This window comes from Gammaproteobacteria bacterium (assembly GCA_019911805.1).
Classification (GTDB): domain Bacteria; phylum Pseudomonadota; class Gammaproteobacteria; order Thiohalobacterales; family Thiohalobacteraceae; genus JAHJQQ01.
The window spans coordinates 1-16,880 of the sequence record JAIOJV010000118.1 but is presented as its reverse complement, the minus strand read 5'-3'; the positions used below and the strand labels follow the sequence as shown (position 1 = coordinate 16,880).

Sequence of the window (16,880 nt, the reverse complement as noted above, 5' to 3'; positions counted from 1 at the left end):
TCACCGGGTTTTGCCCCCTGCACCTCACGCCTCACGCCCCGGGCTTGTTAGAATGCCGCCTCCCCGGCGGGGCGTGAGGCCCCTGGTGGAGCGTGCTGTTCATGGTATGGGAGAGACGTAACGATGGCCGATAACGATAATTTCAATGCCTGTGACCTGCTCGCCGCGGTCAAGGCGATCGCCGTACAGGCCGGTGAACACATCCTCGAAATCTACGAGACCGACTTTGCCGTCGAGCACAAGGACGACAAGTCACCGCTCACCGCCGCCGATCTCGCGGCGCATACCACCATCAGCGCCGGGCTCGAGGCACTGACACCGGACATCCCGGTGCTGTCGGAGGAGTCGGCCAGCATCCCCTTCGAGGAGCGCCGCCGCTGGCGCCGCTACTGGCTGATCGATCCACTCGACGGCACCCGCGAATTCATCAAGCACAATGGCGAGTTCACGGTGAACATCGCGCTCGTCCACGACGGGCGGGTGGAGCTCGGTATCGTCTATGTGCCGGTGACGCGCTTGACCTATTTCGCCTGCACCGGCGGTGGGGCCTTCCGGCAGGAGGCCGGGGGCGCGCCGCAGGCGATCCGCGTGCGGGCCCTGCCCGACGGCCCGGTGGTGGTCGCCGGCAGCCGCTCGCACGGTGGCGAGTCGCTGCAGCGCTTCCTTGCCAACCTCGGTCCGCACGAACTGGTGAGCCTGGGCAGTGCCCTGAAATCCTGTCTGGTCGCCGAGGGCCGCGCCGACATCTACCCGCGCCTGGGCCTGACCTCGGAATGGGACACAGCCGCCGCGCAATGCGTGGTGGAGGAGGCCGGTGGCCGCGTCACCGGTCTGGACCTGCAGCCGCTGCGCTACAACACCAAGGACTCGCTGCTCAACCCACACTTCTTCGTCTTCGGCGACGCGTCGCGGGACTGGTCGGCGTATCTGTAAAGTGCGGTAAGACCTCGGCCACAAGGCCCGACTGCAAAACCCTTTAGCCACGGAATCCACGGAACAACACGGAAAAATCTATTCATGGCCACGGAAACACACGGAAGTACACGGAATGTAAAACCCGTGATGTCGGCCTCTTCCGCGCCTGTCCGTGCGTTCTCGCGGCAGATGCTCGGCCCGCCCCGCGCCTGGGAGGGAGCGCCCGTGTAGGGTGCGTCGGTGACCTACAAAGATCTAAGGAACCTGATTAACCCGTCATTGCGAGGAGTGCAGCGACGCGGCACCAGCGAGCTTGCGAGCGCAGAACGTCCGCAGGGCGGCCCCGGAGGGGTGAGCGCAGCGAATAATCTCCAAGTTGCTGATCTGTCGTCGAAGGAGATTGCCGCGCTTCGCTCGCAATGACGGTACGACGAATAAATCAGATGGGTTCCCTAATGGTCACGGAAACACAGAATGTAAATCTCGATGTATCGACATCTTCCGTGTATTTCCGTGTGTTTCCGTGGCCATTGATAGATTTTTCCGTGTCGTTCCACGGATTCCGTGGCTGAATCGTTGTAACTACCAGCATCCGAAAGATTTTCACTCTGCCATGACGAGACCCCGCTGATGCCCTCGACCCAGACCCTGCGCCTGCTGAGCACGTTCCTGGCCGTGACCTGGATGGCGACGCTCTTCTATCTGTCGTCGCAGCCCATGCCGGAGATCGATCTGGGCTTCACCGGGCAGGACAAGCTGGTGCATCTGGTGGCGTACGGTCTGCTGGGCGCGCTCCTGCTCGGCGCGCTGCCGCTGCGCACGGGCGGCTACAGTCGCGGCCAGATGCTGCTGGCCGCCGCACTCGCCACGCTCTATGGGATCAGCGACGAATGGCACCAGTTCTTCGTGCCGGGCCGCACCATGGACGGGCTGGATGTACTGGCCGACGCGATCGGCGCCCTGCTCGGGGCCTGGCTGCTGCGGCGGGTGGTCGGGAAAAGACCTGTTGCGGTACGGAGTCCGCGGTAAAAACTCTTTAGCCACGGAATCCACGGAACAACACGGAAAAATCTTTCAGTCACGAAACCCGCGACAAAGTATCCGGTGAGCTAAACCCATTTATAGCCACGGAAACACACAGAATGTAAATCTCGATGCATCGATATCTTCCGTGTATTTCCGTGTGTTTCCGTGGCCATTAATAGATTTTTCCGTGTCGTTCCGTGGATTCTGTGGCTAGAGGGTTTCGCACGTGATACCAGCCGTGAGCCCCACAGCTCACGGCGCCAGCGACAGCAGCCGGGCGGTGAGTTCCTCGCCGAACTGCGGGTCGCGGCCGTAGAGGCTGGCCTCGGTCAGTTGGGTATCGTTGAACAGGACCGGCAGATTCCACTGGTCCAGCATGTCGCACAGATTGCCGAGCCGCGCCTCGGCATCGTCGTCCAGATCCACCAGCAGGATATCGATGGCCTCGGGATCGATGCGGCCGACGGTGCTGTCGTTCAGTGGCAGGGTATCGATGACGTCCAGACCCTGGGCCTCGACCAGCTGGCGCAGGTGGCGGCGCAGGATCGGCGATTCACTGGCTATCGCCAGGCGCAGTTTTTTTTTTGCCCCGGGCGCGCTGTCGGCGGCCGGGGCGGTGGCGTTCGGCGTGCCGTCCAGGTCGGGTTCCGGCGCGGGGAACAGCCCGCCGGCCTGTTTTTCGCGTGCCACATCGGCGATCAGATCGGCATCGATGTGCGTGCGCTGCTCCGCATAGCCGTATACCAGCGCGATGTCGCACAACAGATTCACCAGCCGCGGCACGCCCTGGCTGTAGGTGTGCACCGCCAGGCAGGCGGCATCGGTGAAGATCTCCGGGTGACCGCCGGCGACCTCCAGGCGATGGCGGATGTAGGCGGTCGTCTCCTCAGCCGTCAGTGGCGTGAGGTGATAATCGACCGAGATGCGCTGGGCGAACTGGATCAGGTCCGGGCGGCGCAGGGTATCGCGCAGCTGTTGCTGGCCGACCAGGATGACCTGCAGCACCTGGTCCTTGTCGGCGTTGACGTTGGACAGCATGCGCAGCTCTTCCAGCGTCTCGGCGTCCATGTTCTGGGCCTCGTCGACGATCAGCACGGTGCGCCGGTTGCGGGCGTATTCGGCGATCATGAAATCGACGAAGGCGCGGTACATCTCCACCTTGGTCTTACCGGTCTCATCGATGTTGAATGCCAGCAGGATCCACTGCAGCAGCTCGCCGAAGGAACGGTGGGTATTGGTGATCAGCCCGACCGTGACGTCCTGGCCCATGTGATTGAGCAGATGCCGGATCAGCGTGGTCTTGCCGGTGCCGATGCCACCGGTAATGGCGGTGAAGCCCGCCTGATTGCCGAGCCCGTACTCGAGCAGCGCCAGCGCCATACGGTGCTTGTCGCTCAGATACAGAAACGCCGGGTCCGGCAGCAGCGAAAAGGGCTTTTCTTTGAGTCCGAAATGGGTTTCGTACATGGCTGTTTATGAGTGAGGCGTGAGGCGTGAGGCGTGAGGCGCAAAAGGCAAACCCAAACCCAAACGCTTTTTAGCCACGGAAGCACACGGAAAGGCACGGAAAAGGGCTATTGCAAAATCCCAGCAGACAAACTGCGCGGTTGCTATCTGGGCTTTTACATTCATAACTTTCCGTGTATTTCCGTGTGCTTCCGTGGCCATAAAAGGTTTTTTACTCCTCACTCCTCACGCACTCACTCCCTCCCCGCCTTGTTCAACACGGTGCCGAGGACGTTGGTGCAGTCCAGCAGTTCCACGGCGCGGCGGGCGTCGTCCTGGGTGGTGCCGCCTTCCTCCAGTACCAGCAGGGCGGCGTCGACGTAGGGCGCGAAGGCCAGGGCGTCGGCGGCGGACAGTACCGGCGGCAGATCGAAGATCACGATGCGGCGCGGGTAGCGGTTCTTCAGTTCCTGCACCAGTTGCGCCATCTTCGGCGAGTTGAGCAGTTCGGCGGAGTTCTGCACCACGCGGCCGGCGGGCAGGACGACGACCTGGTCCAGGCCTTCGGGGTGCACCAGCAACTCCGGCAGCGGCACGTCGTCCAGCAGGTACTCGCTCAGCCCCTGGCTGGCCGGCAGCCCCAGCTGTTCGTGGATGCTCGGGTGGCGCAGGTTGGCGTCGACCAGCAGCACCGTGTAGTCGACCTCCATCCCCAGGCTGATGGCCAGGTTGATCGCGGTCAGGGTCTTGCCCTCGCCCTCGCCGGGGCTGGTGACGGCGAGCACGTTCCAGTCGTTCTCCGTGAGCCGCTGCAGCACCTGGGTGCGTAGCATCCGGTAGGCGCTGCTGAAGGCGCCGTCGGGCAGGCCGGCGACGATGCGGCGACTGCGCAGCATGCCGGTGGCCGGCTTGGCGGTCCGTGTCTGGGTGTAGCTGATCTCTGCCGCCGGCGGTGCCGCGGGCGTGGACCCGGGACGTGCGACCGGTGGCGGCGCCTCGCCGCGCTCCTGCCTGGCCCGTTCCAACGCGTCTTTGATGCGTTCCATATGAATTCGTCCTCAACGGTGAACGTGTTTTGAGAGTGAGGCGTTAGGCGTGAGGCGTGAGGCGTGAAAACCCTCTTTAGCCACGGAAACACACGGAAGGACACGGAAAATTAAGAATGTAAAAGCCCAGATAGTAACCGCGCAGTTTGTTTACTGGGATTTTTCAATAGCCCTTTTCCGTGTATTTCCGTGTGTTTCCGTGGCTAAAAAAGGTTTTGTCTTTTACGCCTCACGCCTCACGCCTAACGCCTAACGCCTAACGCCTAACGCCTCACTCCATCCCAATACCCGTGACGATGGTCGCTTTGCGCAGGGCGCGGAACCAGAGCACGTCCAGCGGCGATACGAACACATGCACCAGGCCGACGGCGAGCAGCACCACTGCGAGCGCGCCCAGTACGAGCAGGCGGCGCTTGCGCCGTTGGGCGCTGCGCTCGCGGTCCGAGGCCAGGTAGGGGATCAGGGCCAGCGGCGCGACCTGCAGCGTCGCCAGCACCCCCTTGGCACCGCGTACGGTGGTGTCCAGGCTCTCGGCCACGGCGGCATAGCCGACACCGCTGCCCAATGCCAGCACCAGGCTCAGGAAGATGATGGCCGGGCGGTTCGGTTTGATCGGCTCCTCCGGCAGCACCGGCGGATCGATCAGGGTGAAGCGCTCGCCCTTGCTCTCGGTCTCCAGCTGCTGGGCGATCCGGGCCTGCATCTGCTTGGCGTTGAGTTCCTGGTACTTGGCCGAGGCGTTCTCGAGATCACGCGTCAGGGTGCGGAACTCGCCCTCCACCTGCGGCATGGCCGCCAGCCGCCGTTCGTAGTCGGCGCGGCGCGCCTCCAGCTGGGTGCGCTTGGTCTGCAGTGACTGGATCTCGCTCAGCGTGGCGTTCAGCTGCGCCTGCAGGGTCACGTAGGCCGGGTTGTCCGGGCTGCGCTGGGACTGCGATCCGCCGCCGGCCGGGGTCTTGGCCAGCGTCGCCTCCAGACCGGCGATCTGACGCTCGAGCCGCACCACGTCGGGGTGCTCGGTAGAATATTTCTCCCGCAGGCTGCCCAGCTCGACCTTGAGCGCGGCAATCTGCTCCAGCAGGCCCTCGCGCGGATTCACCTGGCCGGTCTCACGCTCCAGGCTCTCGATCTCGCGCTGCATGCGGATCACGTCCGGGTGGTCGGCGGAATAGCGTGCGGCGATGCTCGCGTATTCCGTGCGCAGGGCCTTGAGGCGGGCGCCGGGGCTCAGATTCACATCCGCCCCGTAGGGGTCCTGCTGGCCGAGCTGGCCCTGCAGATAGAAGCGCCGATCGTCCAGGGTGCGGATCTGGGTGGCGGTGTCGGTCAATTCGCGCTCGGTGCGCTCGATCTGCTCGCGCAACAAGGGCTGCAGCTCCGGCAGGCTGCCGGCGTTGGCTTCCTTGAACGCCGCCAGGCGCCCTTCCAGTTCCTTGATCTGCTGGTTCAGGCGATTCGCCTCGTCGGACAGGAAGGTCAGCGTCTCCTGGGCCTTGGAGGTGCGGGTGCGGAGGTTCTCCTGCAGGTACAGGGTCGTCAGTTCGTTCGCGACCCGCTGCACCTGTTCCGGGTTCTCACCCTCGAAGGCCAGGGAGAAGGCGATGGTGGCCGGCATGGGGCGGCCGGAGCGCGGGTCGATCACATCGGCGCTGATCATGTCGAGCGCGATATCCTTGCGCATGCGCGCGAGGATCTCCTCGGTGGTCTCACGCCCGCGCTTGTCGGCATAGAGGTTGTACTTGTCGATGATGCTCATCAGATTGCTGCGCGTCATGACGCGCTGGCTGATGGTCTGAATACGCTGTGCGGCATAGCTGGTGACGGTGGACTGCACCAGCTCGGTGGGGATCTGCTGCTCCTCGATCAGGATGGTGGCCGCCGACCGGTAGGTGGGCGGCCAGGCCAGCGCGATGATCGCGCCGATGCCGAAGACCACCACGAAGAGGGCGGCGATCTGGGCGCGGCGGCGCTTGAAGGCAATGAGGTAGTCCTGCAGATTCTTGGTCTGTTCTTCGTTCATGCGCTGCTCGTGTGAGCCCTTTTTCAGTTGATCCGTGCGGTGCTCGCTGGGTGCGTCGGCGCCGCATCGCGGTGTGGGGCGTACTAAAAAAATCTGTTTCTGGCCACGGAACTACACGGAAAGACACGGGAAAAATATCTTATTGTAAAACCGGGGATCTCCTGGCATCCGCAGCGCCTCATCATACAGCCTCGCGGCGCTCTGCATTCACAAACATCTCATTGGCCACGGAAACACACGGAAATACACGGAAAGGGGCTATTGCAAAATCCCAGCAAATAAGCTGCGAAGTTGCTATCTGGGTTTTTGCCTTCGTAATTTTCCGTGTTTTTCCGTGTGCTTCCGTGGCCATGAAAAGTTTTTCGTCCTCACCCCTCACTCACCGCGACATCGCCATACGCGGCCAGGTGTAACCAAGGCTGACATACACCATATTGCTGTCGGCCGTATCGTCGAGCGCGACATCGCGCGTGACGTGGGTGTAGGCGTAGCCGGCAGTCAGCGCCAGGTCGCGGTCGAGCCTCCAGGTCAGGCCGGGCGCGATGCGGTAGCGGTCGAGGTCCGCGCGTGTCGTGACATCGCCCAGGCTGTCCGAGCGGTAATAGCTAACGGCGAACCGGCCCCACAGTTGAGCGCTGAAGCGGCGCGTCCCATGGAGATCGACGCGGGTCGTCTCGGTGTCCGTGCCGGTGCTGCTGGGGATGATCGACTGCGAGGCGCTCAGCTTCAGGCTGCCGGTCTCGAACTCGCGGCTGAGGCTGGCGTCGTAGACCAGGCCGGTGGTCTCGCTGTCGCGGGGTTCGTAGACGATGGTGTAGGTCCCGGGGAGCGGGAAAAAGGGTTCCAGCCCGGGAATCGGCACGGCCGTGGGCAGCAGCGAACTGGTCTTGGTGCGGCGCGTGCCCACCGATCCGCTCACCTTCCAGAGCTCGGTGATGTCGTAGGCCGCACCCAGTTGCAGGCTGTCGGTCTTGGACTCCAGCGCGCTGGCCGTCTCGTAGTCCACCCGGGCGTGACTGAGGATGCCGAACACCTGCGTCTTGGGGTTCAGCTGGTGGACGACGCGCACGCCGGGCGTCAGATAGTCATAGTCGAGCAGGCCGTAGCGTTCCCCGTCGTCGTAGTCCACCTGGTGGTACTCCGCCGAGACCTCCACCCAGGTGGTCTCGGTGAGCATGTACTCCCCGGCCAGGCGCAGCGTCCGCTGGCTGCGGTCGACCTGGTTGATCACCAGGCCGGTGTCGATGTCCAGGATTTCGTTCTGCAGGGTGGTGTCGTTGCTGAGCCCGGCGCTGGCCTCCAGCGAGCCGCGCTCGAAGCGCCGCGCGGCGGCGAGGTCGAGGAAGTTGTCGACCGTATTCAGATCGTCGTCGTCGTACCAGGCCGCCCGCAACCGGCCGGTGGCGTTCAGGTCCCACAGTTCGGTGCGGCGGCTGAGCGTGAGGCGGGGGTCGAGGATGGCGCCCCAGACGGCGTCATGATCGAAGGCCGTCAGCCGGATGTTGTCGTCGTATTCACTGCGCAGGCTGACGCTCGGCTCGGCCACCCATTCGGCGGCGTGCAACCCGGGCGCGGCCAGTGACGCGGCGGCCAGCAGCAGGCACGACAGGCGGCTGTGTGTGTTCATTGTGAGCTCAACGCAATGGAACCCAAAACCCGTATTTGCCACGGAAGCACACGGAAAAACACGGACGAGGGCATACGTTTCGCACACCAGCAATCCACGCCCGCCAGGTGTTGAGCCGGGGCTTCACGACGCTGTTTCATTTCAGTGTCTTCCGGGGCATCCGTGGCCGAAATCGGTTTTTCTTAACGTTGTAATGGTCTGGGACAACCCTGTCTCACGGCCCCCGCGTCGCGCTCTTCGGTCAGGCGCTTTCGGTCATGTGGTCCTGCCTGCGGGTCGCCCGATGATCCGGGTTTTGGAAGGAGATGTCCATATCCAGCGTCTCGAATCGGCAGCGTGCTCGGAAACAACCATTGGCAACGGAAGCACACGGAAATACACGGAAGGTAAAAAAATCCCGGATCAATGGATTGCGGACCAATCGAGTCTGACCCCATTGATCATTGCAACCATCAATATTGGCCACGGAAACACACGGAAGAACACGGAAGGTGGTGAGCAGCGGGCTTTTGAATTCCGTGTATTTCCGTGTGCTTCCGTGGCCATCCATCTTGCAGGGTGTGCCGGGGCACCCTGCACCTTCAACCCACCTGCTTCAGCTCCTCGCGGATCACGCGCCGCAGCGTTTCCTCGTCGACGGGCACCTGGGATCTGCCCAGGTACTCCCGCAACGCTTCATTGATCAGGGTTTGATATCCCTGGCCCGAGGCGTCCGCGCGCTCCCGGAAAGCACCCAGCACCGCATCGTCCAGGTAGATGGTGATACGGGTCTTACCCTTCTGGGCGATCACGGCGCCGCGGGTCCCCGTGCTGAAATCATATTCCTTCTTCATAGGCCCGCCTCTCCTTCTTGCTGGCGCGGCGTGCGGAAATCAAGCGAATCCGGTTGCCACGGTAGCTGTATACGACGACCAGGATGCGACCCATTGCATCCGTCCCGATGGAAGCGTAGCGGTGCTCACCTTCCGCGTCGGTATCCTCGACGGTAAGCGCATCCGGGTCATAGAGGACCGTTTCGGCATCGGCAAAACGCACCCCGTGCTTGGCGAGGTTCGCGGCCGCCTTGGCCGGATCCCAGGTCAGCTCCATGACGTGAATATATGCATAACATATGTATTCGTCAAGCCATCACGGCACCACCACCACGTCGCCGGCCTGCAGGACGATGTTCTGTTCCAGATCCTGGCCCTTCTCGACATCGCCATAGGCGAAGGGGATGGCCGATTGTTTGCCGCCGCTGCGGCGCAGGATGTGGATCTTGTTGACGGCGGCATACGGCGTCATGCCGCCGGCCATGGCCAGGGCCTGCACCACGTCGACATTGCGCGTCACCGGAAACTCACCGGGGCGGTTGACCTTGCCGATCACATAGACCTTGTTGCCGTCGAGTTTGAGCACGGCGACGGTCACCGACGGGTCGGGGATGAAGCGCTTGAGCTTGTCGGCGACCTCGGTCTGCAGCTGCGGGATGGACTTGCCGCTGGCCTGGACGTTGCCGACCAGCGGGAACGACAGCCCGCCATCGGGGCGCACCAGCACCTCTTTCTCGAGGCCCTCTTCGCGCCACACCGAAATGCTCAGCACGTCGCCGGGCTGGACGAGATAGGCGTCGTCGGGTCCGGCCTCGGCGGCCAGGGCGGGTCCCATCGACAGGGCCATCAGGACGAGGCCGGCCAGGGCCGGCAGGGTGCGGTTCAATACCATTATACGTAGCTCCTCCAGAGTGCCCGTGTGGGCTTGTGATTGTCGGCCGCCGCCTTTGCAGGAGCGGCATTCCTGCCGCGGTACGGCCGGCGTCGTCCGTGCCAGTGCGTTCGCCGTCCGCCGCACCGGGTGCGGCCGATTCAACAGAAATCCGGCAGGTGCGTCAAGCGCGGGGTCACGGTTTTCCCACCACGGGATACACGCACCACAAAAAAGCGCGGCCCGAAGGCCGCGCTTGGGGTACTGCCACCGGCATCCTGCCGGCCCGTCTCAGGCCGCGCGGCGGCGGAACAGCGCCAGACCGACGAGCGCCAGCCCGACCAGCAACCAGTCACCGGCCTTGTTTAGCGAGACCGGGCGGGTGCCGAGGGTGCAGCCACCGCTGTTGCTGGAGCCGCTGGTGCGGGTGTCGACGAAGGGCGCGGCGGCAGGCACTGCAACCACACCTGGATCGAAGACCGTCCCATTCAGGGAGCGGTCACCGTCGTTGCTGCCGCCATCGGTGATGGTCAGCCGTATGCAGTCATTGCCGGCCGCGAGTCCGGCCGCATAGGTGACACCCGCCGCCGTTGCACAGTCACCGCTGACGGAGGCACCGGACTCGATGGTGTCACCCGCGCTGGTGTCGAAGGTCAACCACCCTGATGTATGCGTGAACTTGCGGTAGACCGCCTCGGCTGGCATGGCCTGACCCAGGTTGAGGGTCACCACGGCCGTGCCGCCGACGCCCAGGCCGCTAACCGAGAAGTCGAACACCGAACTGACGGCGTCGTAGTCGGGATCGTCGAACAGGCCGGTCACGGCGATCTGATAGCCACTGGCCTCGGTGCCACCTTCACCGCCGTCGCCCACGACCGGTGTGCCGGTACTGCCGCTGGCGTCCACCACCGGGATGACATTGATGGTGCCGACCAGGTTCAGCCCATAGGCCACGCCGCCGAAGCCGGACGGATCACCCACGGGCACGGTCGCGGTATAGGTCAGGGTGTAGGTGTCACCGTCGCCACAGTCCACACCGCAGACGATGTCGGCAACACCCTCGGCGTTGGAACCCCAGGGGTTGTTGCTCATCGGAATGAGTGCAATGCCGTTCCAGGTGACGAACCAGCCACTCATATCGAGGGTGGCGGTATTGCCGGTGGCACTCAGTACCCGTGCGGGGGTGGTGGTGCCGTGCATGCCGGTGTTGCCGAAGAAGTTCCAAACATTGTCGATGCTGGGGTTCTCGCCCGCTATGGTGCCCGGGGCGCCGGTATGTGAGCCGGATGCGGCCTGGGCGACGAAGGTCTTGAGTCCCTGGAAGCCGGTGATGGCCGTGGGAAGGTGGAACCCGGGCGAGACCTCCATCGTGAAGTTGGAGCCGGTATCGATGCTCAGCGTGGCGTTGGCCGGCATGGCACCGGCGCCTGTCGAACGGACGGTGACCGTCACGGTCGCGCTGTTGGAGGTGTCGCCGTCGTTGTCATCGACGGTATAGGTAAAGGTATCGAGACCCACGAAGCCGGGGTTCGGGGTGTAGGTAACCTCGCCCGTCGTCGTATTCACGCTGGTGGTGCCGTGGGTGCCGTTGGATGCGGTGAGGGTTGCTGGATCGAGCGTGCCATCGGAATCACTGTCATTGGCCAGCACGTTGATCACGACGGCGGTGTCGGCATCGGTGGTGGCACTGTCGTTGCTGGCGGTCGGTACGCTGTTGGGCGTGACGGTGATGGTCACGCTTGCCGGATCCGATGTCTGGCCATCGTCGTCATCAACCGTATAAGTGAAGCTGTCGTCACCGGTAAAGGAGGCGTTTGGCGTGTAGGTCACGACACCGGTTACGGCATCGACGCTGGTGGTGCCGTTGGTGACATCGAGTACGATCGCAACCGTGGTCACGTCGACCGTCCCATCGGCATCCGTATCGTTGGCAGTCACATCAATATCTACGGGTGTGTTGACGCGTGTGGTGGCGGTGTCGTCGACGGCGACCGGTGGTGGTGTTGCCGCGACCGTGACGGTTACGGTGGCGACGTCGCTGTCTGCTGTGCCGTCATTGGCCAGATAGGTGAAGGATGTCGAACCGAAAAATGCGCCCGGATCATAGCTGCCGGTGCTACAGTCGGCCGCAACCGTGGCCGTGCCCTGGCCCGCCGCGGGCTGCGCCACAATGCTGCATGTCAGAGCATCCCCATTGTCGTCGGTAACGTCGGGGGTCCAGGACGCGGCGGTGTTTTGGGCGACCGAAAGCGAAAGGTCGCCGGCCACCGGGGCTACGGGGGCACTGATCGTACCGGCCAGGTTCAGCCCATATTGCACGCCGCCGAAATTGGACGGATCGCCCTCTGGGACCGTTGCGGTATAGGTCAGGGTGTAGGTATCACCGTTGCCACAGTCGACGCCACAGACGATGTTGGCCACACCGCTGGCGTTGGCACCCCAGGCTCCGGAGCCCATTGGGATGGAGGCAAGGCCGTTCCAGGTCACGTTCCAGCCGCTGAGATCGACGGTGGCGGTGTTGCCGCTTGCGGTCGACACGTTGCTCGGGGACGTGGTCTGATGCATGCCGGTATTGCCGAAGAAACCCCAGGGGTTGTCGATGTTGGGGGATTCGCCGGTATTGTTGCAGGTGCCGACACCATTGACGCAGCCGGGGGCGCCGGAATGGGAACCGCTGGCCAGCTGAGTCGTGCCGAGCACGATACCATTGAGGCCGGTGATGGCGGTCGGCTGCCCCGACATGGTGAAATTGGAGCCGGCACCGATGTTCAGGGTGGAACCGTCCTGCAGCACGGCCCAGCTTGCGCTGGAGCCGAGCAGGCCGGTCATCAATACTGCAACAGCCGTCAGTCGTCGGGTCTTATAATGTGAGGCGTTCATCGCCGCTCCTCCAAATCTTATGTTGTTCTAATTACGGGTTTCGCCGGTGTCACGCGGGTAGGGTGTTGTCGTGTCCAGCGCCCGGGGTATGCATCCCGTTACAGTTGTGTGATGGTCTGGGTTAGAAACTGACACCGATGCCGGCACCGAAGGCGTTCTGGCTCATCTCGATCTCGCCCATGTTGCCGATGTAGGTCGGGCCCCACTGACGGTTCTTGAAGGCACGCATGTACATGAAGCTGTACTCGATCATGTCGGAGGCCGCATAGGTCGCGCCCAGCGTCAGGTGGTGCTCGGTGGTCGCGGGTGCGAGGAAGTTCACCAGGATGGCGCCGTTGTCCTCCGGGATGGGGCTCTTGCCGTAGTTCCAACCGGCTCGCATCGTCCACTTGTTGTCATATTTATAGGCGACGCCGAGCTTGTAGACGGTCTGGTCTTCCCAGCCGAAGCCCAGGCCGGCATCGTTACCCATGCGATGAATCTCATCGGCATCAGGGAACACCGAGCCGGGGCCGGTGGCGGGCGGCAGGTTGCCGATGGAGCGGACATCGGAGTACAGCGTGCGGGTGACATCCAGCGCCACCAGCAGCTTCGGCGTCACCTTGTAGGACATGCCGACCCCGAAGTTTGCGGGGGTGTCGAAGTCGCCCTGTTCGGCGAACAGGCTCGTGTACTTGTCGAACTTCGACATATAGATCTTCGAGGTGCCGGTGACGCCCAGGATCAGGCGTTCCTTCATGAACTCGCCCATCCAGCCGAGCCGCACGCCCGCGCCGTAGGCCCAGTCATTGCCGCGGTTGGTGAGGTAGCGGTTGTCCTGATCGCGGGTGAACGGGGTGAAATAATCCAGACCGAAGGCGCGGAAGGTCTGCACGCTGAGCACCAGCGATGCGCCCACGGAATGGTTCTTCGCCGGGCGGAACGCGATGGTCGGGTTCATCTGCATGATCATCATGTTCACGCCGAGGGTCTGATCCGGATCGCCGCCGGCGCCGGCAGTGGCATTGTAGAGGTTATAGTTATAGCGACTGCCACCGCCACCCGCACCCACCGCGCTGAAACCGAAGCTGAGCTTGCGGTTGAACTTCATCGCCATGCCCATGTTGGGGATGACGAAGGTGGTGGCGCGGCTGTCCTGGCTGAGTTCGTCCGGCGCGTCGCGACGGATGGTCGCCGAGGCGTCCGGCAGGAACAGGGTCGCCTCGGCATCGGCGCGGATGTTGAACGCGGTGATGGTCGCGGGGTTCGATGCGCCGGCCAGACTGTCCTGCGGATTACCGATGGCGGTGCCACCCATGCCGATCGAGCTCATTCCATAGCCGATCATATACATGCCGTTGGTGGCGTGGGAGAGGGGGGAAAACAAGATAGCGCTGACGGCCAACGCCAAGGCTCGGTTCCTAGCCGCGTGCATAGTGACTCCTCCGATGTTGTGTTTTTAGTTCTGTTGTTGTCGAGGCCGGCGTGCCGTGACGGCCGCTTCCTGTCGGACGCGCGCGATGAAAATACTGTGAGCGCGCTGCCGCAGGCCTTCTGTATTTGTTACGGCATGTGTATTTGTTACGGCATGCTGACGGTGGGAAAAAGAATTGTCAAGGTACCTGTGGGACGTGGCGTCGTCGGTGTGTCGCACGCCAATGTATACGACAGTGTCGGCTGTGGTCGTGTCGGCATTGGCTGGTGGCACCGGGCGCGACCGACGCACGCGGTTGCTGCAGACACTGTCGTGGGTTGTGGCGGCGGACCGATCCGGCGCTGCGCTGAGCCGCGCGCATCGGCCGATCTTCCCGAAGTGTGATGACCGTCACGGGGTGTGCCCCGCGCCACCGGGAGGGTGCAGCGGTGACGTGGCAAGAGGCGTGTTATCTGCCGGGATTCTTTACAGATGGCGAGCGCTGGGTGTTTCGGACCGATTGCCGAGAAATAACCAAAGTGTATCACTCGGTTACATTCGGCCGTGGCGATCATTCCCGGCCACCGTGCCGGCCGCGCCCTGTCGGTCGACTTGACAGTCCGGCTGTAGTCCTTCCGGGGTGCGTATGTATATCTATATGATAATTAATGATTTTGTTTGCTTGGCACGTGCATTGCTCAATAATCCCGTCGTACTCAGCTTTTCTTAAGCTTGAGTATAAGAGTTCAATAATGAAGGTTACTCTGGAGGAGTTACTCAATGAAGAAGATCGCTCTTTCCGCTGCCATCGCGACTGCTATGGCCGCTTCTACCGCTGGCGCCGCCACACTGAGTGTCGATGCTGGTTCGTTCTTCACCATGGGTGGTGGCACTGCCGTCAACGCCCCAGGCTTCGACGGTCAATTCATCAGTGGGAATGATGGTCTGGTTCTGGGTACTACCCAGTCGGCCAGCGGCAGCCACAGCGGCGTGCCGAATGGCTCTGAGGTAGAGGGCATCGACAACGCCTGGGCCTTCTTTGGCAACACTGGCCTGCACCTGAGCACTTCAAACACGAACGTACTCAGCGCCAGCGGCAATACCGCCACGGCAGATTTCAGCGGCTGGTCCGTGAGCTGGAACGGTATCGCAGTGATCCCGATGGGTAGCGGTGCGTGGAATGGTAATGCTGAGGGCGTTGCCAATATTACCTGTGGTGTGGATTGTACCGCCGGGGACACTTACACCCTGACCTACTCTGCAACTGTGCCCGCCGGTGATCCGTCCAACTTCGGTAATACACGATACCTGTTGAACCTGGTGGGTACTATCAGTGGTGGTGACATTACCGCCCCCGCTGTCATCCCGGTCCCGGCTGCCGTGTGGCTGCTGGGCTCGGGTCTGATCGGCCTGGTGGGCGTAGCCCGCCGCAAGAAGGCCGCTGTCTGAATGAGACGCTCTGGGTGATTTGATACATCACCCGTCTCACGGCCTGATGAAGGCCGGATCCGCGCAAGTGGATCCGGCCTTCGTTTTTTCTGAAGCTCCGGTCAATGGGGTCAGGCTTGATTGAGTGAGGAGTGAGGAGTGAGGAGTAAAACCTTTATAGCCACGGAGGCACACGGAACAACACGGAAAAATCGGGTGGGAAAATCCCAAAGCCGAACCTCATCGCAGAGATGTTCCGTCGCGTGATCCCCAAGGGGTTTTAACGAGGTAATTTTTCCGTGTTGTTCCGTGTGCTTCCGTGGCCAAGATCGGTTTTTAGTCGATGCAGGCACCACACCCTGCGAGGCGCTCCCGGTTAGACGGACTCTTTAGTGTGTGCCGCCGTGGCCATGCAGGGGCTCTCGGGCGCGGTTTCCACTACAATCCCCGCATTCCACCACTACCGGATGCACGCCATGACCGTCCTCGTCCTGCACGGCCCCAATCTCAACCTGCTCGGTGCCCGCGAGCCGGAGCATTACGGCCACGCCACCCTGGCCGACATCGACGCGCGCCTGGCGGCGCTGGGCGGTGAGCTGGGGGTGACGGTCGAGACCTTCCAGTCCAACGCCGAGCACGAGCTGGTCGGGCGGGTGCAGGGGGCGCCGGCGGCAGGCGTGCGCTTCATCATCATTAACCCGGCGGCCTTCACCCACACCAGCGTCGCCCTGCGCGACGCCCTGGCGGCGGTGCATATACCTTTTATAGAGGTCCACCTGTCCAACGTCCACGCCCGCGAGCCGTTCCGGCACCGGTCCTACCTGTCGGACATCGCCATCGGCACCATCGCCGGCCTCGGCCCGATCGGCTACGAACTGGCCCTGCGGGCGGCGGTGGAGCGGGGAGCGGGGCGTGAGGCGTGAAACCCCTTATGGCCACGGAAGCACACGGAAAAACACGGAAAAAGGCAATTGCAACATCCCAGTAATCAAGCCGCGCGGTTGCTATGTGGGCTTTTATTTTCGTAATTTTCCGTGTTTTTCCGTGTAGTTCCGTGGCCATAAAGATTTCCACGCCTCACGCCTCACGCCTCACCACCGCCACCGCCACCGCCGCTCTGCCTGGCCCACCTCATGGGTTCATGGGTTACGAGAACAATCCACTCAGGTCCACGGCCATGCCGGCCATCCCCGGCACGTCGATCGGTGTGAGCGTCGATACCGGCGCCCGGGTTTCCACATAGCCATTCATCTGCGGCTGGCTGTAGATCTCGAGTCGGCTGTTTTCGATATCTACAAGCCAGACTTCGGGAATGCCATGGCGCGCATAGAGCGGCAGCTTGACGTCGCGGTCGAAACGCAGGCTGCTGGCCGCGACTTCGACGAGCAGCAACAGGTCGGCGGGGCCGGGGTGGGC

Annotated in this window: 14 protein-coding genes; 4 read left to right on the top strand and 10 right to left on the bottom strand. The window is 62.9% G+C overall.

What is annotated here, in order from left to right:
• Positions 1 to 123 precede the first annotated feature (123 nt).
• Together cysQ and K8I04_15100 are read left to right on the top strand one after the other, a co-directional pair.
• Entirely contained in the window at positions 124 to 933 is an 810-nt protein-coding gene (gene cysQ / locus K8I04_15105; protein MBZ0073043.1) for a 3'(2'),5'-bisphosphate nucleotidase CysQ, read from the top strand.
• Positions 934 to 1,545: 612 nt separating this feature from the next.
• A complete protein-coding gene (locus K8I04_15100; protein ID MBZ0073042.1) occupies positions 1,546 to 1,944 on the top strand; it encodes a VanZ family protein in 399 nt (132 codons plus the stop codon).
• Between the two features lie 249 nt (positions 1,945 to 2,193).
• Here K8I04_15100 and K8I04_15095 read toward each other — a convergent pair whose 3' ends face one another.
• From K8I04_15095 to K8I04_15055, 9 genes are all read right to left on the bottom strand, one after another.
• Positions 2,194 to 3,408 (bottom strand): AAA family ATPase, encoded by a 1,215-nt coding sequence (locus K8I04_15095; GenBank protein ID MBZ0073041.1) that lies wholly within the window; start codon positions 3,406 to 3,408, stop codon positions 2,194 to 2,196.
• A 233-nt stretch (positions 3,409 to 3,641) separates the two neighbouring features.
• A complete protein-coding gene (locus tag K8I04_15090; GenBank protein MBZ0073040.1) occupies positions 3,642 to 4,433 on the bottom strand; it encodes a CpsD/CapB family tyrosine-protein kinase in 792 nt (263 codons plus the stop codon).
• A 271-nt stretch (positions 4,434 to 4,704) separates the two neighbouring features.
• A complete protein-coding gene (locus tag K8I04_15085) occupies positions 4,705 to 6,453 on the bottom strand; it encodes a lipopolysaccharide biosynthesis protein (protein MBZ0073039.1) in 1,749 nt (582 codons plus the stop codon).
• Between the two features lie 379 nt (positions 6,454 to 6,832).
• Complete coding sequence (locus tag K8I04_15080) at positions 6,833 to 8,080, bottom strand: hypothetical protein (GenBank protein ID MBZ0073038.1); 1,248 nt, start codon at positions 8,078 to 8,080, stop codon at positions 6,833 to 6,835.
• Between the two features lie 581 nt (positions 8,081 to 8,661).
• Complete coding sequence (locus K8I04_15075) at positions 8,662 to 8,913, bottom strand: BrnA antitoxin family protein (protein MBZ0073037.1); 252 nt, start codon at positions 8,911 to 8,913, stop codon at positions 8,662 to 8,664.
• Positions 8,897 to 9,169: a BrnT family toxin gene (locus K8I04_15070; GenBank protein ID MBZ0073036.1), complete on the bottom strand. Its 273-nt coding sequence runs from the start codon at positions 9,167 to 9,169 to the stop codon at positions 8,897 to 8,899. The genes K8I04_15075 and K8I04_15070 overlap by 17 nt, the downstream gene beginning before the upstream one ends.
• Before the next feature lie 39 nt (positions 9,170 to 9,208).
• Positions 9,209 to 9,784, bottom strand: coding sequence for a polysaccharide biosynthesis/export family protein (locus K8I04_15065; GenBank protein MBZ0073035.1), 576 nt, complete (start codon positions 9,782 to 9,784; stop codon positions 9,209 to 9,211).
• A 270-nt stretch (positions 9,785 to 10,054) separates the two neighbouring features.
• On the bottom strand, positions 10,055 to 12,643 hold the full coding sequence (locus K8I04_15060) for a tandem-95 repeat protein (GenBank protein ID MBZ0073034.1): 2,589 nt from the start codon (positions 12,641 to 12,643) through the stop codon (positions 10,055 to 10,057).
• 121 nt (positions 12,644 to 12,764) lie between these two features.
• Positions 12,765 to 14,033, bottom strand: coding sequence for an outer membrane protein transport protein (locus K8I04_15055; protein MBZ0073033.1), 1,269 nt, complete (start codon positions 14,031 to 14,033; stop codon positions 12,765 to 12,767).
• A gap of 783 nt (positions 14,034 to 14,816) precedes the next feature.
• Here K8I04_15055 and K8I04_15050 point away from each other — a divergent pair.
• Together K8I04_15050 and aroQ are read left to right on the top strand one after the other, a co-directional pair.
• On the top strand, positions 14,817 to 15,485 hold the full coding sequence (locus K8I04_15050; protein MBZ0073032.1) for a VPLPA-CTERM sorting domain-containing protein: 669 nt from the start codon (positions 14,817 to 14,819) through the stop codon (positions 15,483 to 15,485).
• Between the two features lie 455 nt (positions 15,486 to 15,940).
• On the top strand, positions 15,941 to 16,387 hold the full coding sequence (gene aroQ, locus K8I04_15045; GenBank protein ID MBZ0073031.1) for a type II 3-dehydroquinate dehydratase: 447 nt from the start codon (positions 15,941 to 15,943) through the stop codon (positions 16,385 to 16,387).
• 223 nt (positions 16,388 to 16,610) lie between these two features.
• On the opposite strand, the gene K8I04_15040 is transcribed toward aroQ, so the two are convergent.
• The coding region (locus tag K8I04_15040) for a Uma2 family endonuclease (protein MBZ0073030.1) at positions 16,611 to 16,880 on the bottom strand (270 nt) is incomplete at its 5' end.